General features: G+C 72.7%; 17 protein-coding genes and 1 pseudogene. 8 read left to right on the top strand and 10 right to left on the bottom strand.

Annotation, left to right across the window (positions count from 1 at the left end; genetic code table 11):
• Window positions 1-39 precede the first annotated feature (39 nt).
• A complete protein-coding gene (locus tag ACIA8Q_RS00560; protein WP_360215671.1) occupies window positions 40-432 on the top strand; it encodes a MerR family transcriptional regulator in 393 nt (130 codons plus the stop codon).
• A 75-nt stretch (window positions 433-507) separates the two neighbouring features.
• Here ACIA8Q_RS00560 and ACIA8Q_RS00555 read toward each other — a convergent pair whose 3' ends face one another.
• From ACIA8Q_RS00555 to ACIA8Q_RS00535, 5 genes are all read right to left on the bottom strand, one after another.
• On the bottom strand, window positions 508-924 hold the full coding sequence (locus ACIA8Q_RS00555) for a hypothetical protein (RefSeq protein ID WP_396316497.1): 417 nt from the start codon (window positions 922-924) through the stop codon (window positions 508-510).
• Window positions 925-1140: 216 nt separating this feature from the next.
• Window positions 1141-2046, bottom strand: coding sequence for a ribosome-inactivating family protein (locus ACIA8Q_RS00550; protein WP_360215665.1), 906 nt, complete (start codon window positions 2044-2046; stop codon window positions 1141-1143).
• Window positions 2047-2259: 213 nt separating this feature from the next.
• Complete coding sequence (locus ACIA8Q_RS00545; protein ID WP_360215662.1) at window positions 2260-2700, bottom strand: VOC family protein; 441 nt, start codon at window positions 2698-2700, stop codon at window positions 2260-2262.
• Between the two features lie 215 nt (window positions 2701-2915).
• A complete protein-coding gene (locus ACIA8Q_RS00540; protein ID WP_360215659.1) occupies window positions 2916-3617 on the bottom strand; it encodes a DUF4232 domain-containing protein in 702 nt (233 codons plus the stop codon).
• A gap of 686 nt (window positions 3618-4303) precedes the next feature.
• Window positions 4304-5650: a glycosyltransferase gene (locus ACIA8Q_RS00535; RefSeq protein ID WP_396316496.1), complete on the bottom strand. Its 1347-nt coding sequence runs from the start codon at window positions 5648-5650 to the stop codon at window positions 4304-4306.
• 310 nt (window positions 5651-5960) lie between these two features.
• Here ACIA8Q_RS00535 and ACIA8Q_RS00530 point away from each other — a divergent pair, with 310 nt between their 5' ends.
• A complete protein-coding gene (locus ACIA8Q_RS00530) occupies window positions 5961-7937 on the top strand; it encodes a glycosyltransferase family 4 protein (protein ID WP_396316495.1) in 1977 nt (658 codons plus the stop codon).
• A gap of 172 nt (window positions 7938-8109) precedes the next feature.
• On the opposite strand, the gene ACIA8Q_RS00525 is transcribed toward ACIA8Q_RS00530, so the two are convergent.
• Window positions 8110-8643 carry a DUF4383 domain-containing protein gene (locus ACIA8Q_RS00525; RefSeq protein WP_360215650.1) on the bottom strand — a complete coding sequence of 178 codons (534 nt, stop codon included), beginning with the start codon at window positions 8641-8643 and terminating at the stop codon, window positions 8110-8112.
• A gap of 299 nt (window positions 8644-8942) precedes the next feature.
• Between ACIA8Q_RS00525 and ACIA8Q_RS00520 the strand changes: the two genes are divergently transcribed.
• Together ACIA8Q_RS00520 and htpG are read left to right on the top strand one after the other, a co-directional pair.
• On the top strand, window positions 8943-9653 hold the full coding sequence (locus tag ACIA8Q_RS00520) for a type III effector protein (RefSeq protein WP_396316494.1): 711 nt from the start codon (window positions 8943-8945) through the stop codon (window positions 9651-9653).
• Window positions 9654-9852: 199 nt separating this feature from the next.
• Complete coding sequence (gene htpG / locus ACIA8Q_RS00515; RefSeq protein ID WP_387900454.1) at window positions 9853-11811, top strand: molecular chaperone HtpG; 1959 nt, start codon at window positions 9853-9855, stop codon at window positions 11809-11811.
• A gap of 160 nt (window positions 11812-11971) precedes the next feature.
• Here the strand turns inward: htpG and ACIA8Q_RS00510 are convergent, their stop codons facing one another.
• The 3 genes from ACIA8Q_RS00510 to ACIA8Q_RS00500 all read right to left on the bottom strand — a co-directional run bounded on the left by ACIA8Q_RS00510 (window position 11972) and on the right by ACIA8Q_RS00500 (window position 14664).
• Window positions 11972-12352: a CBS domain-containing protein gene (locus ACIA8Q_RS00510; RefSeq protein WP_360215641.1), complete on the bottom strand. Its 381-nt coding sequence runs from the start codon at window positions 12350-12352 to the stop codon at window positions 11972-11974.
• A gap of 183 nt (window positions 12353-12535) precedes the next feature.
• Complete coding sequence (locus ACIA8Q_RS00505) at window positions 12536-14089, bottom strand: DEAD/DEAH box helicase (RefSeq protein WP_363363940.1); 1554 nt, start codon at window positions 14087-14089, stop codon at window positions 12536-12538.
• 371 nt (window positions 14090-14460) lie between these two features.
• A complete protein-coding gene (locus ACIA8Q_RS00500; protein ID WP_035850027.1) occupies window positions 14461-14664 on the bottom strand; it encodes a cold-shock protein in 204 nt (67 codons plus the stop codon).
• 483 nt (window positions 14665-15147) lie between these two features.
• Here ACIA8Q_RS00500 and ACIA8Q_RS00495 point away from each other — a divergent pair, with 483 nt between their 5' ends.
• Window positions 15148-15375: a hypothetical protein gene (locus ACIA8Q_RS00495; protein ID WP_360222337.1), complete on the top strand. Its 228-nt coding sequence runs from the start codon at window positions 15148-15150 to the stop codon at window positions 15373-15375.
• Between the two features lie 100 nt (window positions 15376-15475).
• Here ACIA8Q_RS00495 and ACIA8Q_RS00490 read toward each other — a convergent pair.
• Window positions 15476-15691 (bottom strand): annotated as a pseudogene (locus tag ACIA8Q_RS00490) (kinase); the annotation flags it as partial.
• A 301-nt stretch (window positions 15692-15992) separates the two neighbouring features.
• On the opposite strand from ACIA8Q_RS00490, the gene ACIA8Q_RS00485 reads away from it, so the two are divergent.
• The 3 genes from ACIA8Q_RS00485 to ACIA8Q_RS00475 all read left to right on the top strand — a co-directional run bounded on the left by ACIA8Q_RS00485 (window position 15993) and on the right by ACIA8Q_RS00475 (window position 24442).
• A complete protein-coding gene (locus ACIA8Q_RS00485; RefSeq protein WP_360222334.1) occupies window positions 15993-16493 on the top strand; it encodes a diadenosine tetraphosphate hydrolase in 501 nt (166 codons plus the stop codon).
• A 419-nt stretch (window positions 16494-16912) separates the two neighbouring features.
• A complete protein-coding gene (locus tag ACIA8Q_RS00480) occupies window positions 16913-23059 on the top strand; it encodes a DUF5979 domain-containing protein (RefSeq protein WP_396316493.1) in 6147 nt (2048 codons plus the stop codon).
• Window positions 23060-23347: 288 nt separating this feature from the next.
• A complete protein-coding gene (locus ACIA8Q_RS00475) occupies window positions 23348-24442 on the top strand; it encodes a serine hydrolase domain-containing protein (protein ID WP_396316492.1) in 1095 nt (364 codons plus the stop codon).
• Window positions 24443-24453: the final 11 nt, after the last annotated feature.

Genomic DNA, 24453 nt, shown 5'->3' with positions numbered 1-24453 from the left:
AGCGCGCGTGAAGTCAACCCGGTTCGATGGAGCGTCGGCGTGAGGTATCTGGGGATCGGCGAACTGGCCCGGACGGCACAGGTGCGGGCGTCCGCGCTGCGCTACTGGGAGGAGCGCGGACTGCTGCCGGGCGCCCGTCGCGAGGCGGGCCGGCGGGTCTGGCCGACCAGCACGGTCCGGCGCGTCGCGCTGATCCGGATGGCGCAGCGGGCCGGCTTCACCCTCGCCGAGATCGCCGAGCTGTTGAACGGCGACACCTCACCCGGCGTCACCCGCCAGTGGCGCGAACTCGCCGCCCGCAAACTCCCCGAGCTCGACGAACACATCAGCCAGACACAGGCGTTGCGCCGGGCGGTCGCGGACTGCATGGCGTGCGGCTGCATGAACTTCGAGCAGTGCGTACTCCTGGCGGCCCCCGACCAGGCGCTGTAGCCCAGGGCCGTGGTGCTGCGCCTCCACGGGGCGGTACTCGGACGGGCGGAGCGCCGGGGCTAACGGGGCAGGGGTTCAGCGGGAGTAGACGCCGCCGGAGTGGATGTCGACGCAGGCCCACACGTTCGGGGTGTCGGTGAACGACCCGCACAGGTGGCCCCAGGCGACCTCGATGTCGGTCCACTCGGCGGTGATCCTCCCGCCCCGGGCGGTGCCGGTCATCCGCTCGTGGACCTCGACCTGCCGGTCGCCCTCGTGGAGCAGTGCCGTGGACCTGGCGGTGGCGCCCGGGTTGGTCCAGGTGACCGTCAGGCGCCGCGCCCAGTCGTCGTGTCCGTCGATGGCGATGCAGACCTGCGGACCGGACCAGTTGTGGGTGCAGGCGTCGCTGCTGCGCCGCCCGGTGGCCGCGCCGGCCGGGGCGGCGGTCGCGAGCAGGACGGCCGCGGCCGCGGTGGCGAGTGCGCAGGCCCTGGTGATGACCGGGTGCATCCGGCCCTCCTTCGTGTTCCCCGTGGGTGGGACCGCCGGGTCGGTCGCGGCGGATATCGGGGTTGAACGAGGAGGGCGGGGGAGCGGTACGGGCAGGTCACCCGGTCGGCCCATGGCCGCTGCCCGGCGCGCCCCACTGCTTCCCGGTGCCGCCCGTCCACCGGCGCAGCGGCCTGCCGTCCGGGCGGCCCCGGTGCCCCGGCGAGCCGGCCGTTGCTACAGGAGTGCCTCCGAGCCGTGGAGCTCGACGAAGCCGACCACGCGCCGCAGTTGGTCGAAGCTCGTGACGTTGTTGCCGATCAGCCGCACGGAGGCGGCGCGGCCCTGACGCCAGGCGTGGGCGGCCTGGGAGAGCCTGCCCCACTGGTTCTCCATGTCCCGGTAGTCCACGCTCAGCTGGTAGTTGGTCCAGCCGTTGATGTTCCCGTAGACCCGGTTGAAGATCGGGCCGAACCGGGCGGCTTCCGAGAAGATGGTGATCGCCATCAGCATGCCCCGGTCGATGGTCGTCTCGCTCCACTGGCCGACGTTGTGGAGTCCGTAGAGCGCGTCGAAGATGTTCGTGGCGCCCAGGTAGAGGTTCTCGCGGGTGCTGCCGCCGGTGATGCCGTTGTAGTTGCCGGTGCGCGGCATGAGGCGTGCGGTGATGCCGAGGTCGGTCTGGAACTGCTGCTGGCGGCCGTCCTGGAAGGCCCAGTGCTGGTTGGCGCCGGGGGAGTAGAAGCCGGCGATGTAGAGGTTGTCGGCCCACAGGTAGACGGAGACGAGGTGGGCCCCGCCGTTCATCACGCGGATCTGGATCAGCCGGTTCTCGTTGCGGGTGGTCTGCTGGACGAGTCCGCTGTCGGCGCCGGTCGCGTCGCCGTAGGTGTTGCGGTGGATCGCGTCGATCAGGTTCCAGTAGCGGGCTGCGTGTTGGCCCGCGCCGGAGGTGATGTCGGTGATGTCCCAGTCGATGATGGGCCAGCTCTGGAGTGCTGCGGCGCGGGCGGCGGACTGCGGCCGGCTCCCTGCGGCGGGTGTGCCGGTGAGGGCGGGCGCCGCGGACGCGGTGCCCGCGAGGGAGACCAGGAGAGCGGTGGCCGCCGAGAGTGACAGCAGCGCGGCAGTGTTCTTCTTCAACGCGGTTCCTTGGTGATGATGTCCCGGGGAACGCCGAGGCGCCCTCCGGGCGTGTTCCGGTGTGCCGGATCATCGTGCGCGGGTTCGCGCGTGCGCTGATGCCTGGTGGCGCATGCCGTCTGACCTGTGCGTGCACGGCCTTCGGTCCGGGACGCACCCCGGGCGTGGCCGTCGGCGTCCCGCTCGGCGGTCGGGTGGGCCGGTCGCGGCTGCTCAGTGGAGTTGTTCGGCCAGGCCGACGATGATGCCCTCGGGGCCGCGGAGGTAGCAGAGCAGGTAGCTGTCCTCGAACCGGGCGATCTCGCCGACGAGTTCGGCGCCGTGCGGCCGCAGGCGGGCGACGGTGTCCTCGATGTCGTCGACGGCGAACATGACGCGGTGGGTGCCCAGGACGTTGTGCGGCCGGTTGCGTGGTCCGGGGCTGGTCGCGGCGGGGCTGCGGTACTTCGCGAGCTCGAGCCGGCTGTGGCCGTCCGGGGTCCGGACCATCGCGATCTCGCAGTGGACGCCGTCGAGTCCGGTGCACTGGTCGGCGAAGAGGCCCTCGACCTCCCCCCTGCCCTCCAGTTCCAGACCGAGTTCCACGAAGAACGCGACGGCGGCGTCCATGTCCTCGACGACGATGCCGACGTTGTCCATCCGCTGAACCGCCATGCCGGTTCCTCCTTCTCCCTCGTGCAGCCGGTGGTGGCCACCGATGTCCCCGGGACGGAGCCGGTGGGGCGTTCTCGACATCCTGCCCCGGCCGCCGTCCGGGCGCCTGCTCCCGGTGGCGCCGCGCGCTGCCGTGTCGCGCTGCCGTGGCGGGCTGCCGTGGCGGGCTGTCGCCGGACGGCGCTGCGCCTTCGGGTGGGGCCGGTCGCCCGTGGTCACTCGCCCTGGCCGGCGCTTCCCATCGGGCCGATCTTCACCGGGGATCCGGCGGTGTCGGTGACGGGGAGCGAGCCGGCGCCGGGCCAGGGCAGGGTGACCGACTGGGTCTCGTCCGGCGGGGTCACCACCAGGCCGGTGATCCGGACGCCGGAGCCGCCCGTGGTGTTGGCCGGGTAGGTGATGCCGAAGTAGGTCGACTTGCCGTTCTTCACGGTGCCCGCGACGACCGGTTCGCCGGAGCGCTTCGCGGACAGGGTGCCGGCGGAGGTCTTCAGGTCGACGCCCGCGTATCCGGAGAGCGTGCAGTCCTTGCCGCTGTGGTTCTTCAGCTCGACGACGACGGTGTTGGCGGGGTCGCCGGTGATGGTGTGGTCCGTGGCGGTGAGGGTCAGGTCCGCGGTCCGGCACTTGGCGGGACCCCCGGCCGCGGTGGAGCCGGCCGGTGCGGCGGCGGGCGGCGTGGCGGTCTTTCCCGGTCCGCTCGGCGCAGGGGCGTTGGAGGCAGGGCCGTTGGGGGCCGGAGCGTTGGAGGCCGGGCCGTTGGGGGCCGGAGCGCCGCCGGGGGCGGCACCGGTGGTCGCGGCCGGGGCGGTGGTCGGGGCGCCCTGGGCGGTGCCCGGCTCGTCGTTCTGGCAGGCGGTGAGCGAGAGGGCGGCGGTGACGGCCAGGGTGGCGAAGGCGAGCTTGTGGACGCGCACGGTGTTTCCTCCAGGTGGGGCGGGCGGTGCTCGGTGCTCGGTGTGAGCGGGTTTCCGAAGATCGGGACCGTTCCGCCGGGCGAACCGTTCCGCCCGGGCCGCGGCCAGGACAGTGCTGTGACATGTACGGCCGGGAACCACCCGCGCCGCCACCCGCCACGCCGTCCCGCAAACCACCGCTGACCTGCCCTGACGCTGTTTCAGAACACCTCCGCACACCTCCCCCGTCGTGGCCGCCCGCCGGGACGGATCCGTGACGTGGACGACGTTGACCTGGGCCCGCGATGACGTCGCGACCACGGCAGCAGGTACCGGGGCCGACCCGCGTGGCCGGCCGATCCAGGGCCTTCGCGGTGTGCGGCGAGCGGCCCGGCGACCATCGCGCACCCCTGTTGGTCATGCTCCCGCCGGCACCCGGGGGATCGGGAGCGTCACCGCGTCCGCGAGGCGCCCGAACCCGCCCGCAGGAACGGTGCGCGAGGCGAGCCGGCGGAGGACGAGCGCGAGCACGATCGCCCAGACAGCTGCCGCGGGCGCAGCCGGCCCGCCCGCAGCCGGCCCGCCCGCAGCCGGGTCCGTTCACGGTGGTGGCTCCTTCGACCCGTCGGTGCAGTTCCAGCGTCCGTCGGCTGCAGCCGGTCGCCACTCGCAGCGTTTCGCTCGCCCGCGGTGCCCGAGCCGTGTGTTCAGCGGCTTGCGGGCATGTGTGTCAGGAGCGCGGCTGCGGTCCAGTCGGGGCCACGGGCGCGGATGCGCTTGCTGAGTTCGGCGGCCCCGCTGACGCCTCCGGCGAGGAGGTCCGCGACTGCGGATCCGGCGGATTCCGGGGTGAGCGTGTTGGGGTCGAGGCAGCGGCCGAGGTCGGCGCGCTCGGCGTCGTGGGCGATGGCGAACTGATCGCTGGAGAAGGGCAGGACGAGTGCGGGGACGCCGGCGTGCACGGATTCGGTGAAGGAGTTGTTGCCTCCGTGGTGGACCATGGCGGCGGCATGGGAGAGCAGTTCCTGCTGCGGGATGACCGGGGCCACGTGCAGCCGTTCGGGCGGGGCGTCGTGCAGCAACGCGTGGCCCGTGACATCGGCGACGCGGTTGCCGGCGGCGACGATGACGGAGGCCGAGGTGTGGCGGAGGATTCCTGCCGTGACGGTAGCCAGGACGTCGTGGCGGGCGGACAGGAAGGTGCCCAGCGCCACCAGCACCACGGGGCGCCCGTCTGCGGTCATGCGCGCTAGCACGGCCCGCCACGGCGCGTCCGGCACCGCGGTGCCGCGGTGCGGCAGCAGGTGGCCGGCGTACAAGGCCTTGGGGCCTCGCGGGGCGGGGGGAAGCCAGGGCAGATGTGGGTAGTTGAACACGACCGCGTGCGGTGAGCACAGGGTGAAGGCCCGGTCGGGCTCGGGCCTGCCGGGAGCGTGGAGGCGGGCGATCGCCTTGAAGACGGCGGTGAAGGCGGCGTCGTTGGCCGCGACCGCGGCGCGCAGTCGGTCGAGATCGGCGGGAGCGGGCCGGAGCGTTTCGGGCCACGCGTACGGCAGCCCGAAGTAGGCGTCGGGGGCCGGCAGATAGCTGGGGTGGCCGGGGCAGAAGGTGGCGTAGGGCAGGCCGAGGCAGTGCAGGGCGAGGGTTGCGGAGTAGGAGAGCTGGTCGACGAGGTACCAGTCCGGGCGCAGCTGTGCGTCAAGGGCCGCGAGGTCGCGCAGGACGCGTTCGGGTTCGGCGAGCATGTCGTCGCCGCGGTGGCGCGCCTGGGTGAGGAGGGTTGCCGTCGGCCCGTCGAACGTCGCGTCCAGGAATTCGCGAAGGCGCTGGGCCTCGGCGTCGTCCTGGCGGGTGGATTCGGCGATGCCGTGGTTGGCGTTGCGGGTGACGGCGAGTTCGGTGAAACCGAGCCCGCTCCGGGTGGCGAGGTCGTCGAAGGCACGGGTGCAGGCGAAGTCGACGCGTGCGCCGTGGTGGGCCAGTGAGGCACCGAGCGCGGCGAGCGGCCGAGCATGGGAGTGGAAAGGCGGGCTGATCACGGCGACGCGGGCCATGGTGTCCTCCGTCAAGGGCTTCGGATCGCGTGCGGCTTCCGATGATGCCAGGAATCCCCTGAGAGCCACGGATGGACGACGCGGCCGGGCCGTGCGGCGCAGGGCGGATGCCGTGGTGCCGGGACCCGACGCACCGTGTCCAATCCGTTCCACTACCTGCCTCCGAACGTGCCGGTGACCGTTCGGAGGTATGGGAGGAAGACCGATGACACACCAAGTCACGCCTGGTCCGGCCGCCGCAGCGCGACGGCCCGGTGCCGCGGGCGCCGGGGCTCTCGCCGCCTGGCGGCGGTTCCACTGGACCCAGGGCGTGGGCGCCGTCACCGGTGGTGATCTGCTCGGACGCCTGGCGCGGGCCGAGTACGGGGGAACCCGGGCCCGTCCGGACTCACTCCTGTCCCACTCGGACCGCCGTGCGGCACGGCTCAGGCGATTGGCCAGGCGCGAGCGCGCGATGCCGACCAGGGTGCTGGCCGCCGCAGGCGCAATCCCGGACCTGGAACCGTGGGAACGGACCGCTCTCGCCGAGGCATGGGAACGCAGCTGCGATCCCGACGGCGGCCTCAGCGCCAGCGCCGAGATCCGCCGACGGCTGCTCGCGACTCCCGGTCCCGCCGGAACCGCCTTCCTGCTCGATGTGGCGGACGCGAACAGCCTCCGCCCCCTCTCCGCGAGGGAGGCCGCCGGACTGCAGCCCACCGGACGGCTCCAGAGGCATGCGCTCTGGCGCTACCTTTCGGGAGTGCCGGACGGGGACCTCGTGCTGCCGGGTTCGGACATCGGCCTGGACGCCTACGAGCAACTGCTCCTCGCCGCATGCCACGAGCGGGCCCGCCCCGGGTCGTCGGCGGGACAGCGGTTCAGGGCGGCGTTCGACTCGCTGACGAAGCCCTTCACGGCCTATCCGGTCGTCGCGCAGTCGATGCTGCTGGGCCGCCTGGAGGAACCCGGTGCCGGACTCAGCGGTGGCATGAGCGTGCTGCTGACCGCTCTGGGCGAAGCCCTGACGACCCACGCGCGCGCGGCACGGGTCCTCACCCTGACGGCCGCCCAGCCCTCGGAAGCCCAATGCTCGGAACAGGTGAGCCGCTTGAGCGCGGCGCACCTGCTTGTGCGACTGCCCGTGGACTCACCGGAGGCACTCGACCCGCAGAACGCAGCCGCACATCAGCCCGCACTGGCATGGTGGACGACCCGAGTCTTCGAACTCCCGGGCGCCCGACCGGACATCACTCACGTCAGGTTCGCCGACGACGCCTCCCTCGCCATCGCCCAGGCCACACGCCGCTACGGCGCCAAGCTCGCCTTCACGGTCACCCCCGATCCGCACCGGACGATGGACGAACGGCACGCCGGCCTGGCCCCTGAGCAGACCACTGATGCAGGCCGCACGCTGCGCCTGGACATGCACCGGATCTTCGTCGCCGACCGCCTCGTGGACCGCGCCGACCTGCTGGTCGCCATGCCCGGGCGGAACGGAGTGAAGGAACTATCGGAACACTTCCCGCAGTTGGACGGAAGGTCGGTCCATGTCCAGCCCGAGGGCATTGCGCCGTTCAGGCCCGCTCCTGACGACGCCGCGACCGGACACAGCATGCTCGCACGCCTGTTCCGCGGCGGTGGCAACGGCGGCGGCCTGGACGCCACCGATCGTGAGCTCCCCCTCCTGCTCTGCGTGGGGCGGCTTCACCCCGTCAAACAGCAGGAGCGGCTGGTGCAGGCCTGGCTGCTCGCCGGCCTGCACCACCGCACGACCCTGTTGCTGGTCGGTGGGTCGCCTACCGACCCGACCACCATCGAAACGGCGGTCAGCACCAGGGTCACCGAACTCCTGGCCGCGGACCCGGTCGCACGAAGCCGGGCGGCACTGTGGCCCGCCCTGCCCAACCGGCGTGTCCGTCTCCTGGAGAAGGCGTTGGCACGGCGCGGACCGGGATCGGCGCTCTACGTGTGCCCCAGCGCGAAGGAGGAGTTCGGCCTTGCCGTGCTCGAGGCCATGGAAGCCGGTCTGCCCGTGGCCGCCCCCCGGCGCGGCGGGGCCTCCCACTATCTGCACGACGGAGTCAACGGGCGGCTGCTGGCCACTGAATCGGCGGACGCGCTTGCCGAGGGCCTGCGCTCGTTCGTCCTCACCCCGACGGCCGAGCTCGCGGCCATGGCGGCAGCCGGGGCTGCGACGGTGCGGGAGCGGTTCGGTATCGACGCCGTGGCGGCATCCCTCGCGGACGCCTACCGGGCCACGTGCCGCACGGACCCGGCCGGTGCAGGTCGGGAAGGCGATGGGTGAGCTCCCGCCGAGGGAGGCGGCGTACGGCGGCGGCTCCACGACCCGCCGGCGCGCAGCACCGGGCGGGCCTCGATCAGTAGCACCGGGCGTCCGAACCCGGGCCGCCCTTCCCCGGGGCGGGGAAGCGCGGCCCGGGCTGATCGGCGAACACCCGGGTGCGGGAGCGGTCCGCTCACGCCGGCCGCCCGGGAAGGCCGGAGCGCGCCACCACGCCGGGTACCCCCGCAGGCCGGTTGCGAGCAGTCGACCGCGCGTGGCGGTGGCGCCAGTAGGGGTTGTCGAGCGGCAGCCTGCCGCTCACCCGCCCGTACATGCCGAAGGTGGCGATCACCAGTCCCATCGCGAAGCTGAACAGCACGTTCTGGATGCGGAAGGCCAGGACGTTGGCCGACGAGTCCAGCAGTGCCAGGTTGACGAAGCCGCTGAGGACGAACAGCGCGCCCACGGTGATGTTGATCGTGGAAGCAGTGTTCCCGCCGACGGCCGCACCGCCGACGAGTACGACGGCCGTCACCACCGACACGAGGCTGAGCAGACCGTTGCTGGACAAGCCCGCGACGGTCTCCCCGGAGGTGCTGAAGAAGGACAGCCCGTCCGCGAATCCGAGGCAGCCGAACACGAGGAGGGCCGCACCACACAGACCGGCCCCGACGCGGTAGACCTGGGACAGTCGGTGGTCGACCGGCAGTTCATCGTGCAGTTTCATGGTGTGCTCCATCTCGGGAGGAACCGGTGGGCGCGCACCGTGCGGCCCGTTCTGCAGACTCGGCCAGATGAGCCCAGGGGCGTAGTCGCAGCGGTGCCGCATCGATTGCGCTTCGATCCCCTGCCCAGCGCGTTCTCGCTTCTGGGGACCCGGCACAGGTGGTCGGCCTCGCCGGTCTCCGGCAGGGCGCCGGGCAGGTCGAGCCTTCCGGGTGGTTCTCACCGGTGTGGCGCGGCACCGGATGTTGTAATCTGTCATCCGGACGATGACACACATCAAGTCAGCGAAAGAGTGACGACATGGACACTCCGGACGTCGGCGCCGCCAGGGTGGGGCCGGCCTCGTTCCTGGCCGCCGCCGCCGCGCTGGGCGCGATGGACGCCGCCGCCCGAACCGCCCGCCACGCGCCCCCGGACGACGCAGGCCACCAGGACCCGGCCCAGGCCCTGTCCGCGCTCCTGCTGCTGCGCCATCTTCGCGAGGAACTCGCCGGCTGGGAGACCGGTCTGATCGAGACCGCCCGCGGCGCCGGCGCCACCTGGGCCGACCTCGCCGAACCGATGGGCGTCCAGAGCCGCCAGGCCGCCGAACGCCGCTACCTGCGCATGCGCCCCGACGCCGACGCCGGCACCGAGGCCGGCAGCACCGGGGAGCAGCGCGTCCAGGCCACACGCGATCAGCGCGCCGCCGACCGCGCGGTGACCACCTGGGCCCGCGACAACGCGGCGGACCTGCGCCGTCTCGCCGGACAGATCGGCGCTCTGGACGGCCTCAACGCCTCGGCGGCGCCCGTCATGGAACGACTGCTCGACGCGCTCGGCGACAACGACGCCGTCCACCTGCTCGCCCCGCTCGCTGCGACCCGGCCCTTCCTGGAAGCGGCCCACCCGGCCATCGCCGGCCGCCTCGATGAGCTCACCGTCCGCACCGACCGACTGCGCGCCGACAGCGGTCGGCACCGCCGCACGCCCCGGCCGGTGCGTGACGGCGCCGGCCAGGTCGGGGCCTGAGCGAGTCGACGCCGTGCGGCCCCCGTGTCCCCTGGCTGGCAACGGTGGTGGACCGTCACCGATGCCGGCGGCCCTGCCCCGCTGGCGCCGCCACCGAGGAGATGCCCGCGGCCGGCCGCGCGGCACGCCCGCACGGCCCGACAACCAGACTCGAACCCCTCACTGCCCGATAGCCTTTCGACTGAAGGAGACGCCTCCCGTGGCCAGCCCGACCGAGACGCTGGAGTTCCAGGCGGAGACACGCCAGCTGCTGCAGCTGGTGATCCACTCGATCTACTCGAACAAGGACATCTTCCTGCGGGAGCTGATCTCCAACGCCTCAGACGCCCTGGACAAGCTCCGCCTGGAATCCCTCACCGACACCGACCTCGAAGCCGACACCTCCGACCTGCACATCACGCTGGAGGTCGACGCGGCGGCCCGCACCCTGACGGTGCGGGACAACGGCATCGGCATGACCCGCGAGGACGTCGTCGACCTGATCGGCACCATCGCCAAGTCCGGCACCGCGAGCCTGCTGGCCAAGATCAAGGAGGCCAAGGACGCGGACGCCGCGCAGCACCTGATCGGGCAGTTCGGCGTCGGTTTCTACTCGGCCTTCATGGTCGCCGACAAGGTCACCCTCCACACCCGCCGAGCCGGCACCGATCAGGGCACCGTGTGGGAGTCCGACGGAGAAGGCACCTACACCATCGCGCCGGCGGACGGTCTGCCGGTGGGAACCTCGGTCACGTTGCACCTCAAGCCGGCGGACGGCGAGGACGGTCTCGGCGACTACCTCGCGGCGTGGAAGATCCGCCAGGTCGTCAAGCAGTACTCGGACTTCATCCGCTGGCCCATCCGCATGGCCCCCGAGCCCGTCGGCGCCACGGGCGAGGCCGAGGGCGCTGCCGAGTCCGCCTCCGGGGACGAGGCCGCGGGGGAGCCGGAGACGCTGAACTCGATGAAGGCCCTGTGGGCACGCCCGCGCTCGGAGGTGACGGAGGGCGAGTACCACGAGTTCTACCGGCAGATCAGCCACGACTGGCAGGACCCGGCCGAGACCATCCACATGCGCGCCGAGGGCACGTTCGAGTACGAGGCGCTGCTGTTCATCCCCGCCCACGCCCCGTTCGACCTGTTCTCCCGCGACACCAAGCGCGGGGTGCAGCTGTACGTCAAGCGCGTGTTCATCATGGACGACTGCGACGCGCTGATGCCGAACTACCTGCGCTTCGTCAAGGGTGTCGTGGACGCCCACGACCTGTCGCTGAACGTCTCCCGTGAGATCCTGCAGCACGACCGCCAGATCACCGCGGTACGCCGGCGCCTGGTCAAGAAGGTCCTCGCCGCCATCAAGACCATGCAGACCAAGGACAGCGAGACCTACACGAAGGTGTGGGAGCAGTTCGGCCGGGTCCTCAAGGAAGGCCTGCTCGAGGACCGCGACAACACCGACACCCTCCTCGAACTCGTCTCGGCCGCCTCCACCCACGACGTGGAGAAGACGACCACGCTGCGCGAGTACGTCGCGCGGATGAAGGACGGCCAGGACGCGATCTACTACCTGACCGGCGAGAACCGCGCCATGGCGGAGAACTCCCCGCACATGGAGGCCTTCACCGCCAAGGGTTACGAGGTCCTCATCCTCACCGACCCCGTCGACGAGGTCTGGACCGACCAGATCCCCGCCTTCGACGGCCACCGCTTCCAGTCCATCGCCAAGGGTCAGGTCGACCTCGACGACGAAGCCGACGGCGACGGCGGCGAGGAGGCGAAGGCGCAGAAGGCCCAGCGCGAACAGGACTTCGCCGCTCTGCTCGCGTGGCTCCGGACCGCCCTGGCCGACCACGTCAAGCAGGTCCGCCTCTCCACCCGCCTGACCACCTCGGCCGCGTGCCTCGTCGGCGACGCCCACGATCTCACCCCGACCCTGGAGAGGATGTACCGGGCCATGGGCCAGGACCTCCCCCAGGTCAAGCGCATCCTCGAACTCAACCCAGGCCACCCGCTCGTCACCGCCCTGCACCAGGCCCACCAGGCGAACCCCGACGACCCGGCGCTCGCGGACACCGCAGAACTCCTCCACGGCAGCGCCCTGCTCGCCGAAGGCGGCGACCTGCCCGACCCGGCCCGCTTCACCCGTCTGCTCACCGACCGCCTCGCCCGCACCCTGTAGCCGTCCGCGGGTGCGGCCCGCCGTCGTCGGCAGTGCCCGGCCGGCCGCACCCGCGTCACTCGGCCGGGACCGCCCGGGCCGACCGGCACACCAGCCGGGGCGGCACGCGATTCCAGGATCCCGTGCCGCCCGGTCGTCCCGGCGCGCCCGGGCCGCCGGTCTAGAAGCTCAGCAGGCCGATTGCGTGGCCGTCGGGGTCGACCACCGGCCACACGGCCAGACCGCGGGCGCGCATGGCGGAGGCCGCGGTGGCGGCGAGCATGTCGCCGGTGGCGAACGGGGCACGGTCGAAGGTGATGCCACGGACCGGGGTGCGCTCGGTGGACCGGGTGCGGACCTGGAAGGGGGCGAGGTGCCGGCGGGTCAGCAGCCCGGCGCAGCGGCCGTCGTCGTCGCGCACCAGGAGGTGGTCGGCGCCGGAGCCGTCGAGGATGTGGATCGCCATGTCGAGCATGACGTCGTCGCTGATCTGGAGCTCGGGGTCGGTCATGAGGTCGTGGACCGTGGTGGTGGTCGCGGGGCGTTGGAGGGTGAGGGCCATGGGGGCTCCGTGGTGTCGTGTCGTTCTCGCCGGGGCCGGCGGTGGTCGGGGTACGGGCGGCGGGACGGCCGCCTGGTCCGCCGGGGCCGAACCGCGGGAGCGGTCCGGCCCGGGCCTGTCCGCCAGGGCTTGTCTGACACTTCCCGCCGCGTGCTGATGCGACGCGAATCGTCAGACAAGCCGCTAGGCCGCGAGGGCGATGCGCCTGGGTGTCCGGCGGCGGCCGGAGGAGCCCCGGGCGCCGCGGCTCGCACCGTTGGCGCGAGTCTCGCCGCCGGTGGGGGCGGGGCGTCCGCGGTGGCCGCGGTTCGTGGCCGCGTTGCGGCGGGGGCGTTCGACGACCGGGTCGGGGATGGCGACGGGCACGCCGGTGGGGACGCGGGCGCCGGTGATGCGGGCGAGCTCCTCGTCGCCGGCGGTGACCCTGGTGGTGACGGGGGTGATGCCGGCGGTGGCCATCAGGCGGGCCGTCGCGCGGCGCTGGTTGGGCAGGACGAGGGTGACGACGGTGCCGGACTCGCCGGCCCGGGCGGTGCGGCCGCCGCGGTGCAGGTAGTCCTTGTGGTCGCTCGGCGGGTCGAGGTTGACGACGAGGTCGAGCCCGTCGACGTGGATGCCGCGGGCGGCGACGTTGGTGGCGATCAGCGCGGTCACCTGGCCGGTGCGGAACTGTTCCAGGGTGCGGGTGCGCTGGGGCTGGGACTTGCCGCCGTGCAGGGCCGCGGCCTTGACCCCGTTCGCGAGCAGGTCCTCGACCAGGCTGTCCGCGCCGTGCTTGGTGTCGGTGAACATGATCACCCCGCCCTCGCGGGAGGCGATGTGGGCGATCGTGGCGTTCTTGTCGAAGTTCTGCACCTGGAGCACGTGGTGCTCCATGGTGCTGACCGCAGCCGCGGACGGGTCCACCGAGTGCGTGACCGGGTCCTTCAGGAAGCGCCGCACCAGGCGGTCGACGTTGCGGTCCAGGGTGGCGGAGAACAGCATCGTCTGCCCGTCCGCGGCGACCTGTTCGAGGAGTTCGGTGACCTGGGGCAGGAAGCCCATGTCGGCCATCTGGTCGGCCTCGTCGAGTACGGTGACGCCGACGCCGTCGAGCCGGCAGTCGCCGCGCTGGATCAGGTCCTTGAGCCGGCCGGGGGTGGCCACCACGACCTCCGCCCCGCGGTTGAGCGCCTGAGCCTGGCGGCTGATCGACATCCCGCCCACCACGGCCGCCATCCGCAACCGCACGGCGTGCGCGAACGGAGTGAGGGCGTCGGTCACCTGCTGCGCGAGCTCGCGGGTGGGGACCAGCACCAGGGCCAGCGGGCGGCGAGGCTCGGCGCGATGGCCGGCGACGCGGGCCAGGACCGCGAGACCGAACGCGATGGTCTTGCCGGATCCAGTTCGTCCGCGTCCGAGGACGTCACGTCCGGCCAGCGAGTTCGGCAGTGTCGCGGCCTGGATCGGGAACGGCGTGGTGACGCCCTGGCGGATCAGTACCGACTGCAGGGCCTCGGGCATGTCCAGCTCGTCGAACGATTCGACTGCGGGCAACGCCGGGGTGGTGCTCACCGGCATCGAGAACTCGCCCTGGGGGGCGCCGCCCTGACGACTGCTCCGGCCGCCACCGGACGGCCGGTCCCCGTAGAAGGAGCCGCCGCGGGAGCGGGAGCCGTAGGCGGCGCCGGCGGATCGGGAGGAGGCCGAGGAACGGAAGTCGGCGTTCTGGTACTGGGAGCGGTGGGAGCGGTTCACGGGAAACCTCCTGGGGGTGGCACGTCGCGAGGCGGATCCGCGGCGCGGGGCGCCGGCAGGAGGTCGCGAGGAACGGGCCGAAGAGTGTGGAGCGCGGGGCGTGGACGGTGAAACCCGTTCGGCACGTCACTTCGGGTCGGCGCTCACCGCCGGGGCGGGAACGGAGATCCTCGAACCGTGGGATGTCACGGCAGGGGCGGCGGTCCGGACGCGGCGCTGCTCGTCTCGCGTGGGGATGGCCGCCGGTGGCGGAGCCAAGGGGCCTGAAAGGCCGGGGACGTGCAGGGCGGAGCAATGCCGAGGGGCCCGCACCGGGCATCGTGTACGCGGTGCGGGCCCCTCGCTACCAGGCGGGTGCCGTGGCAGAAGTACTACAGCGGGCGAATGTTCTCGGCCTGCGGGCCCTTCTGGCCCTGCGTGACGTCGAACTCGACCTTCTGGCCCTCGAGCAGCTCACGGAAGCCGTTGGCGTTGATGTTCGAGTAGTGGGCGAAGACGTCGGCGCCGCCGCCCTCCTGCTCGATGAAGCCGAAGCCCTTTTCCGCGTTGAACCACTTCACAGTGCCATTAGCCATAAAGAAATCTCCTTAGAGGGGCTGTCCGGAGCGCGCACAGTGCGCGCTCCGAGTCGCCGCGATGAGCACCCACCCGGGGAAGAGCCGGGACACAAAAATGCGCCTGCGAATACATCAGCAGGCGCACACAAAGTTCATGGGAACCACTACTGCAACTACAACGACTCTAGCAGGCCCGGGCCCGCCGTGGGTGGATGTTCCGACCCCGGTTCTGCGGCCGCCCTTGCCGGGAGGCGCTGGTCACTAGGTAGTAGTGCTTTCAAAGTGACTACCTGGCAACCTAGTTGGGAATATCATCCGCCACCTTCGGGCACCGGTCGGTCGCTCCCCGGGGAGGGCGAGCCGCGTAGGCGCCGGTCCTTCCCCCCGGCGCGGCGGGCCCGCGAAAGCGACGTGCCACGCCCACCGGCCGGCCGGAGGCACTCCGGAATCGAGTGGGCGAAGAAGGCACGCTCCCGCGATTTTCGGCGCATACTGCGGGGGATGAAGAAATCTCCAGCAGTCCGCCGTGTCCTGCCCGCCAGCCCCTTCAAAGCCCCGATTGAAGCACCGCGCAAGCACTTCGCCGTCGGTGACCGCGTCACCCACGACACGTACGGCCTCGGCCGGGCGATCGGTGTCGAAGGCGACAGCGCCATCGCGGTGCTCGTCGACTTCGGATCGCGGCAGGAACGCATTGCCCAGCCCTACGCCACGATGTTCAAACTCTGACACCGAACGCACGCGGTTCTCCGAGATCACCGGTGCCGGCACCACCACGGGCTCCGCGCGATCTGCCCGAGCTCCGCGCGCCCCAGGCGCAAGCCCCCCGGCGCCGGGGGGCGACGAGCCGGGCCAGCATGGGGCCGTAGCGGTCGGCGGCGAGGATGCCCTCGACGACGACGTGGAAGCCGTGGTCGAGGGCGTGACGGGCGACCAGGTCGATCAGGCCGACGTTCGCCCCACCCGCGACGTCGCGCTCCCGCAGCACGTCGCGCCGCAGGACGTCCTGGCCGACGACGGCGATCCCCCGGCCGTCCGCCGCCCTCACGCCGTCCGGCGCCCTCGCGCCGCCCCCCCGCCCGCCAGCCGGGCGGGCTGCGCCTCGTCAACCTGCGCACCACGCCCGTCCGGGCCGCTCCTGCGGCATCGGTGGCGGCAGGCTGACGGGCCGGACCGAAACGGAGCCCTTCGGTGGGAACGACGCCCGGGCCGCCGCCCCGGTCGGCGCTGCACGCCACTTCTGCTCGGCACTCGGCGTTCAGCACTCGACCCGTACGGCGGCGGCGAGCATCGCGAGCCGACCGGCCGGGTCCTCTCCGGCCACGCGCGGATTAGGGTCTTCCGTCATGGTCGAGAGTTGGCGGGACGACAGGATCGGCAGTGCGCTGAACGGCACGAACCCCACCGTGCTGCGGCGGCTCGACGCCGGGTTCGCGGTGATCGGTGACGTGCAGTTCCTGCCGGGGTATTCGGTTCTCCTGGTGGACGAGCCCGACGTGCAGCGCCTGTCCGAACTGCCGCGGAGCAAGAGGCTGGCCTTCCTCGCGGACATGGACCGGCTGGGTGAGGCCGTGGAGCGGGCCTGCCGGCGGCTGGACCCGGAGTTCCGGCGCGTGAACCTGGAGATCCTCGGCAACACCGACGGCTTCCTGCACGCGCATGTGTGGCCCCGGTTCGAATGGGAGAGCCCGGACCTCGTGCGCCACCCGGTGTGGCGGTACCCCGCGGAGAACTGGCGCGACCCGGCGAGCGCGCTCGGCCCCGAACACGACGCCCTGCGCGAGGCGATCGGCCACGCGCTCGACGTGCTGTCCGCCCCGGATGCTGGTCCGGAACGCGCGGGATGAGACAGGACGGGGGAGGGGCGGGCAGGGCCTTCCCGCGGTGAGGGTGTCTCGGGTGGTTCTCGGGGGCGGTGCCACCGGGGGTGGCTCAGGGGAGTGGCGGGCGTCGCGGGCGGGGTGCCGGATGGCTGAGGGTGGGCGGCTGATCGGTTGATCAAGGGCGCGACACGCGTGCATTAGTCACATCATGTCACTGGACCGTTACATCATGTGCCCCGTCCGTGTGAGTCGTGCCACCGCCGATGAGGGGTCCCATGTTCGTTCGACCGGCTTTCGCCAGGCTCTGGCCAGTGGTCGTTCCATCAGCGATCGGCGGGCTCCTCGCCGTCACCCTGGCGGGTGGGGCGTCCGCCGGGCCCCCGCCGAGCGGGCGGCCGTCGGGCGGGGAGAGGGCGGGCGCCGCGCGGGCCGCGGGTGACGCGGTGGTCGGGATCCAGAAGCGGGTGACGGGCGCGACGATGCCGGTGGAGGCCGGCGGGGTGTTCTCCTACGAGCTCACGGCGAGCTGCTCCTCGCTCACCACCTCCTGCGTCAACCCGGTGATCGAGGACGTCCTGCCGGCGGAGTTCGACATCACCTCGCTGCCGAGGACCACCGACACCCGCACGGTCGTCTACGACGCCTCGACGCGGAAGCTGACCATCACCTTCGCCGAACCGCTGCCGAGCCCGCCAGCGCCGGCCGGCAGCACCGGGCTGCCCGCCGGCGCCAGCCGCAACCTCCCGATCGGGATGCGGGTGCCGAAGGAGACCACCCTGCAGGACGGCGCGACCGTCCGGAACACGGCGACGATCAAGGCCGACAACGCCTCCCCGGCCGAGGACGGCGCCGACGTCACGGTGCGGATCCCGCGGGTCGTGCGGCCGGTCACGAGCAAGAAGTGGGCCGACGGGTCCGCCGTGGCGCAGTCGCGCGCCGACAGCACCGTCACGCTCGGGGTGCGCAACGGATCGTCCACCTCGGCGGCGGTGTCCCGGCTCACCGTCGAGGACGACACCCCGGCCACGTTCGACCACTTCGACCTCACCGGCGTCGGGCCGGTGACCCGGTTCCCGGCCGGTGCCGACCGGGTGCGGGTCCTGGTGTGCACCAAGCCCGTCGGCTCGCCGTGCGCGGCGGACGAGTACCTGGCCGGGCCGCCCACCGCGGGCCCCGACCTCCAGCTGCCGGGTCAGGCCCCGGCCGGCTCGGTGACCGGGGTGCGGCTGGAGTTCACCGGCTCCGGCGGCACACCGCTCCCGTACGACCGGGAGGGCGGGGAGGTGCCGCTGCACCTGAAGCTGCGGGACACCGTCCGCTCGACCGGTCAGCCGCTCGCGCCCACCACCCGCCAGAGCGTCCGCAACTGCGCCACCACCACGGCCGAGGACCCGGTCGCCGGGAAGGTGACGGGTGAACAGGCCTGCGCCGACTACGACATCCTGCCCAACATCGCCACCGTCGAGGCGGGCAAGGAGTTCTTCTCCGACACCGACGGTGACTTCACCGCCGACGGCAGCGCCGTCCTGGGCACCCGGGCCCCCGTCACCGTGCTCGCCACCGGCCGCAACACCGCCTCCTTCCCGGTCGCCTCCATCACCGTCACCGAGCCCTCGACGCACACCCCGAGCGCGTTCGACAAGGTGGACGTCGGCAGGCTGCGGGTGACCTTCCCCGCCGGCGCGAGCGCCGCCACGGTGCGGGTGACCTGCCGGGACGGCAGCACGCCCGCCGCCGTCAGCCTCGCCCAGCCGCCGACCACCCAGGACCTCCCCGCCACCGGGTGCCCGCCCGGCAGCCCCCCGAGCCGGGTGTCGGCCACCTTCACCGGCACCGACGCCACCGGCCTGGGCACCATCGCGCCGAACGCGGCCGCCGGCCTGGCCCTGCACGGCACGCTGAACGACCGGGTCACCGCCGACGACACCAGGGACGGCGTGCGCAACTGCGTGGACGCCACCGCGGGCAACCCCGTGAACGGGGCCGGGGAAGGGACCTCCACCGCCTGCCGGTCCCTGCCGGTCGAGGACCCGAGGACGGACGTCCGCCAGTCCAAGACGGCCAGCCAGAACGACCTGCCGCCCGGCCAGCCGGTGACCTTCACCCTCGACCTGGCGAACGAGGGCAACGGCCCGATGGCCCGGCCGGCGATCACCGACCCGGCCGACCCCACCGCGAGCGGCACCGTCTTCGACGCCGCCGGGCTCACCGACCTGACCGTCTCCTACCGCTACCCCTACGGACTGCCCGTCCAGCTGGAGGTGTACGACCCCACCGCCCGCGGGTGGGTCCCGTACGACGCCGCCGACCGGGCCCTGCTGGACCGCGCCCGGGGCGTCCGCGCCCGTGTGGACGGTGACCTGGCCCCGCACGGCCGACTGATCGTCACCGTGACCGTCGTACGCCGCGACGGCGTGCCGGACGGCCGGAGCTTCCGCAACTGCATGCAGATCACCAGCGGCGGCAACCCGGTCGGCGGCCCCGCCTGCACCCACGAGGACACCACCACCGCCCCCGCCCGCACCGGCGGATCCGTCCAGAAGAGCCTCGCCCCCTCCACCGTCGCCCGCACCCTGCCCGGCGTCCCCCGGCCGGAGGTCGACCTCAGGATCCGCGCCGAGAACACCGGCAACACCAACCTCCGGCAGCTCGTCGTCACCGACACCGACGCGGACTTCTTCGACGCCGTCGACCTCCTGCGGATCGCCGGAGTGAGCTTCCCGCCCGGCGCGGACCGCGTCCGGGTGGACGCCTGCACCGCCGCCTGCGACACACCCGCCGCCGGCTGGACCACCGGCACCCCGACCGGCGACACCACACCCGCCCTGCCCGCCGGCGTCGACGCCGGCGACGTCAGGGGCCTGCGCTTCACCTTCACCGGATCCGGCGGCGGCCACGTGCTCACCCCCGGCGCCGGCTACCACCCCGACGGCCCCTGCCCGCAGGCCACCGTCTGCCTCAAGGTCGCCGCCCGCGCGACCCTGCGCTCCGACCCGGCCACCCAGGTGCCCGGGACCCTCCGGGACACGGCCCGCGCCGCCGGCGAGAGCAGCCTCCAGCAGCCCGGCACCCTCTTCCCCTTCGGCGACAGCACCGCCACCCTCACCCTCGAGGAGGGCACGGCCAGGATCGCCGTCACCAAGACCCCCGACAGCCGGATCGGCCCCGGCGAGAGCGCGCCCTTCACCATCACCGTCCGCAACACCGGCACCGGCCCGCTGCCCGACCCGGTCGTCGCCGACCCCGTCCCCGCGCTGCTGCGCTTCGACGAGACCTACGCCGGCGCCGGTGGACTGCCCTTCCGGATCACCGCGAGCGGACCGGGCACCAACCCGCCCCCCGCACCCGCCTACCAGCCGCAGCGCGACGCCACCGGCCGCATCACCAAGGCCGTCTGGGACTTCAGCGGATTCACGCTGCTCCCCGGCGCCGAGATCAGGATCACCTTCCAGGTTCGGCTCGCCCCCGGCGTCCCGGGCGACACCGTCGTCCAGAACACCGCCGGGGCCGGCTCCAGAGCCCGGCCCGACCTCGACTGCCGACACGACTCCGACCGCGACGGCAAGGCGGTCGACGACACCGCCGACTTCGGGCCGGGCACCTACTGCACGTCCCGCGCCGAGATCAGCACCCTGGCCGGCACCGCGTTCGAAGCCGCCAAGTGGGTCACCGGCGATCCCGGCCTCGGCTTCTACAACGCGGCCACCCGCAGCTACGCGGCCACCGACTCACCCGGCTGCCCCGTCCTCCGGCAGGGCGGTCGGACCTACACCCAGTACCCCTGCACCGCGCTCGTGCTGCCCGGCCAGAAGTACGAATACCTGATCCACGCGGTCAACACCGGGACCGAGCCGGCCGAACGGATCAGGCTGCTCGACGTCCTCCCGCACCAGGGCGACACCGGGGTCCTCCTCGGCGACCAGCAGCGCGGCACCGAGTGGCAGCCCCGCCCGGCCCTCGCCGGCGCCCCCGTCCTCACCGGCCCCGGCGCCCTCACCACCCGGTACTCCACCGTGACCAGCCCCTGCGGCGCCACCGTCCGGACGCCCGGCCGTGCGTGCGAGCCCGGCAACTGGCAGGACGCGTTCACCCCCGACGCCACCGGGATCGAGCTGGGCATCGGCTTCGACCCGCTGCTCAAGCCCGGCGCGGAGGTGTTCATCAGCCTGCCGATGTCCGCGCCGGTCGACCTCACCCAGCCGCACGACCCGTCGATCGCCTGGAACTCCTTCGCGCACTCCGAGACCGTCGTGCGCGACGGCGCCCCCGAGGACCTCCCCACCACGGAGCCGCCCAAGGTCGGCATCGGCATGCGCTTCGGCAACCTGCGCGTCGACAAGGCCGTCACCGGCCTGCCCGAGGGCCTGCCGCCCGGCCCCTACACCCTCGCCTACCGGTGCACCGTCACCCCCGAGGGCGGCCCGGCCCGGACCGTCCGCGAAGGCACCTGGGACATCACCCCGTACACGCCCATGGCGCTGGTCGGCGTGCCCGCCGGAGCGACCTGCCGGGTCTGGGAGACCGACCCCGCCGGAGCCACCAGCCCCAGCCTCGGCGAGGCCAACGCCCAGCAGGTGGTGATCACCCCGGCCACCCCCGACCAGGAGGGGCAGCACCTGGTCATCAGCAACGAGTACCGCACCGCGAGCCTGCGGATCCGCAAGGCCGTCACCGGTGCGGCCGCCAAGGACGTCGGCAAGGGCCCCTTCACCGTCCGGGTCGACTGCACCCTCGCCGGACAGCCCCTGACGGGCTTCCCCAAGGACCTGGTCTTCGCGGGCGAGGGCCTCCAGTCCCTCGACCACGTCCCCGGCGGAGCGCGCTGCACCGCCACCGAACCCGCCGCCGGCGGCGCCACCACCGTCACCGTCAGCGCCACCGACTCCGCGGGCGGCGGCACCGGCACCGCCGTCGTCGACTCCGTCCCCGGCAAGGCCGCCGGCCTCACCGTCACCAACGACTTCCCGACCGGATCCCTGCGCGTCACCAAGAAGCTGGACGGCCCCGGCACCCGGTACGCCGACCGCACGTTCCGCTTCCGCATCGCCTGCTCCTTCGACGGGAAGCCGGACGCGGTCGTCCGCGGCCTGGCCCTCAAGGCCCCCGGCCTCACCGGGACCGTCGACGACCTGCCCGCCGGCGCCGAGTGCACCGTCACCGAGACCGACACCGCGGGTGCCGACAGCACTCCGCCCCCGGTCGGCCCGGTGACCGTCCGGCCCGGCGGCGGCCCGGTCGACACCGTGGTCGTCGACGTCACCAACACCTTCTCGCTCGGCACCCTGACCGTCACCAAGGAGGTCACCGGCGCCCCTGCCGACGCCCCGTACGTGCGGGACGCCGTCTTCAGCCTCCGCGTCACCTGCGTCCGCGAGGCGGAGGGGACCGACGGCGCACCGGCCGTCGCCTTCGTCGTCCGCAAGCGCTACGACCTCAAGGCGGGCGGGAGCATCCGCATCCCGGACCTGCCCATCGGGGCGCGCTGTTGGGCGGAGGAGCCGGACAAGGCGGGTGCGACCGATGCCGCGGTCGACCACGGCGGCTTCGCCGACGCGGCGGTCGTCACCACCGCGAACCCCGACATCACCGTCACCGCGACCAACACCTTCACCACCGGCGGCCTCAAGCTGGTCAAGCAGGTCACCGGCGACGCGGCCGAGTTCGCCCGGGACCGCAGCTTCACCCTGCTCCTGACCTGCACCGTCGCCTCCGGGAACGGCTCCGTCCGCACCCTCGTGGACCGGCGCCCGTACACGCTCGACGGCGCGGGCGAGCGCGAGATCGACGACCTCGGGTACCCGTTGCCGGCCGGGGCCCGCTGCTGGGCCACCGAGAGCCGCACCGGCGGAGCCACGACGCACGTCGTCGACCACCACTCGCCGGACACGGCGGTCGTCATCGGCACCGGCCGGACCGTCGCCGTCACCGCCGTCAACACCTTCCGCCGGGCCCGGTTGACCGTCGACAAGAAGGTGAAGGGCACCGGCTCCGGCCCGTACGCCTTCGCGGTCACCTGCGTGCTCCTCGACGCCGACGGCCGGGAACTGCCCGTCACCCTGCCGCCGGAGGACGCCCGGTTCACCCTCGACGCGGACGGACACCGCACCATCGGGGTGCCCGCCGGGGCGCGGTGCACGGTGACCGAGGTCGACCCGCCGGCGAACGCCGTCGTCACCGTCGAGGACACCGACCCGGGGACACCCGCGGGAACGGTCCAGGTGGGTGACCAGGGGGCGGTGACCTTCACCAACGAGTTCCCCGTGAACCCGCCGTCGCCGAGTCCGTCGCCGTCGCCGTCGCCGTCGCCGAGCCCGTCGCCGTCGCCGACGCACTCACATTCGCCGAGCCCGTCGCCGACGCACTCGCACTCGCCGAGCCCGTCGCCGAGCCCGTCGCCCAGCCCCTCGCCCCACCCGACTCCGACGCACTCCCACTCCGGTTCACACCCGGCGCACCCCAGCACGTCCCCGCACCCGGGACCGCTGCCCGGGACGGGGACGACCACCGACGGGACCCGGCTGGCCGTCATCGCGCTGGTCACCGCGGCTCTCGGCCTCGGACTCGTGGTGTTCAGGAGGAGGTCGCGGTAGCGGCGGCACCGCGGCAACAGCCCTCCGGCTCCCGGCGCTCGCGCCGGGAGCCGGAGGGCTGTTCGGCCCCGGAGTGGGAGGGCCCGCTTCACGCAGAGCGTTCAGTCTTCATCCATTGCAATGAATCGCCAGCTGTCGTTGCGTTAGATTTAGAGCCTCTGCAACGATTTCACGGCTATGACTTGCGTGTATGTCAGTTTTGCGCAACGAGTGGGTTGTTGGCATCTGGAAAGCAACGTAGCTTTTCCGTTGTCAGAAACACGAAGCGCAAAGCACGGGAGAAGCATCATGCAGACGATCGACCCCCGCCCCGAACTGCAGCAGGCGATCCAGGAAGCGGTCGACGCCGGCTTCGCCGGGGTGCAGCTGAGGGTGCACGACGAGCGCGGCGAGTGGGTCGGCAGCGCCGGGGTGCGCGAGCTCGGCGAGAGTGCCGAACCGCCGACGGACGGCCGGTTCTGGACGGGCAGCGTCGTCAAGACCTTCACCGCGACCGCGGTGCTGCAGCTGGTGGCCGAGGGGAGGATCGGCCTGGACGACCCGGTGGCCGACCACCTGTCCGAGTTCGGGCTGGACGGGCGGATCACGGTCCGGATGCTGCTGCAGCACACCAGCGGGCTGTTCAACTACACCGGCGAGTACTACGAGGACGGCACGATCGTGCTGGGCGTCCCCGCCACCGGCAAGGAGTGGGTGGACACCCGGTTGCGCAGCTACCGGCCGCAGGAGCTGATAGCGCTCGCCCTCTCCAAGCCTGCGCGGTTCGAGCCGGGGGCGGGCTTCAGCTACTCCAACACCAACTACACGCTGGCCGCGCTGCTGATCGAGCGGCTCGCGGGCCGCCCCTACGGCGAGGAGATGCAGCGGCGGATCCTCGGGCCGCTCGGACTGCGGGACACCGTGCTGTCGGGCGACGTCACGGACCTCCCGGAGCCGCACGCCCACGGCTACTACCGTTACCAGGACGGCGAGGAGTGGAAGGTCGCCGACGTCTCCCGCCAGAACCTCTCCCTCCTGTTCGGCGCCGGCGGCATGTACTCGACCACCCGGGACCTCCAGACCTTCATCTCCGCGCTGAACGGCGGCACGCTGCTGCCGGCGCCGCTGCTGGCCGAGATGCGCACGCCGCACGGGCCGCTCGGCTACGGCCTCGGGCTGTTCGTCCAGGACCTGGGCCCGGACACCGGCGGCACCGTCTACCACCACAACGGCGGCGCCCCGGGCGGGTACGGCGCGCTGATGTACAGCAGCCCCGACGGCAGCAGGACGCTGACCGCCGGGGTGACGACCGGGGACGCCGAGCTGAACCCGGCGGAGGTGTTCCCGAAGGTGATGGACAAGCTCGTCAAGGCGGTGTTCCAGGACGGGCCGAAGGCGAGCTGACGGGAGCGTCG

Origin of the sequence: Kitasatospora sp. NPDC051705 (assembly GCF_044453265.1) — a bacterium.
Classification (GTDB): Bacteria; Actinomycetota; Actinomycetes; order Streptomycetales; family Streptomycetaceae; genus Kitasatospora.
Note: the sequence above shows the minus strand (reverse complement) of the source record. Positions and strands in the feature narration are given on the sequence as shown.

Bases quoted from the DNA above. Each gene is read 5' to 3' on its own strand.
- ACIA8Q_RS00555 (WP_396316497.1), bottom strand. From the start codon at position 924: ATGCACCCGGTCATCACCAGGGCCTGCGCACTCGCCACCGCGGCCGCG.
- ACIA8Q_RS00545 (WP_360215662.1), bottom strand. From the start codon at position 2,700: ATGGCGGTTCAGCGGATGGACAACGTCGGCATCGTCGTCGAGGACATG.
- ACIA8Q_RS00535 (WP_396316496.1), bottom strand. From the start codon at position 5,650: ATGGCCCGCGTCGCCGTGATCAGCCCGCCTTTCCACTCCCATGCTCGG.
- ACIA8Q_RS00525 (WP_360215650.1), bottom strand. From the start codon at position 8,643: ATGAAACTGCACGATGAACTGCCGGTCGACCACCGACTGTCCCAGGTC.
- ACIA8Q_RS00520 (WP_396316494.1), top strand. From the start codon at position 8,943: ATGGACACTCCGGACGTCGGCGCCGCCAGGGTGGGGCCGGCCTCGTTC.
- ACIA8Q_RS00510 (WP_360215641.1), bottom strand. From the start codon at position 12,352: ATGGCCCTCACCCTCCAACGCCCCGCGACCACCACCACGGTCCACGAC.
- ACIA8Q_RS00500 (WP_035850027.1), bottom strand. From the start codon at position 14,664: ATGGCTAATGGCACTGTGAAGTGGTTCAACGCGGAAAAGGGCTTCGGC.
- ACIA8Q_RS00495 (WP_360222337.1), top strand. From the start codon at position 15,148: ATGAAGAAATCTCCAGCAGTCCGCCGTGTCCTGCCCGCCAGCCCCTTC.
- ACIA8Q_RS00485 (WP_360222334.1), top strand. From the start codon at position 15,993: ATGGTCGAGAGTTGGCGGGACGACAGGATCGGCAGTGCGCTGAACGGC.
- ACIA8Q_RS00475 (WP_396316492.1), top strand. From the start codon at position 23,348: ATGCAGACGATCGACCCCCGCCCCGAACTGCAGCAGGCGATCCAGGAA.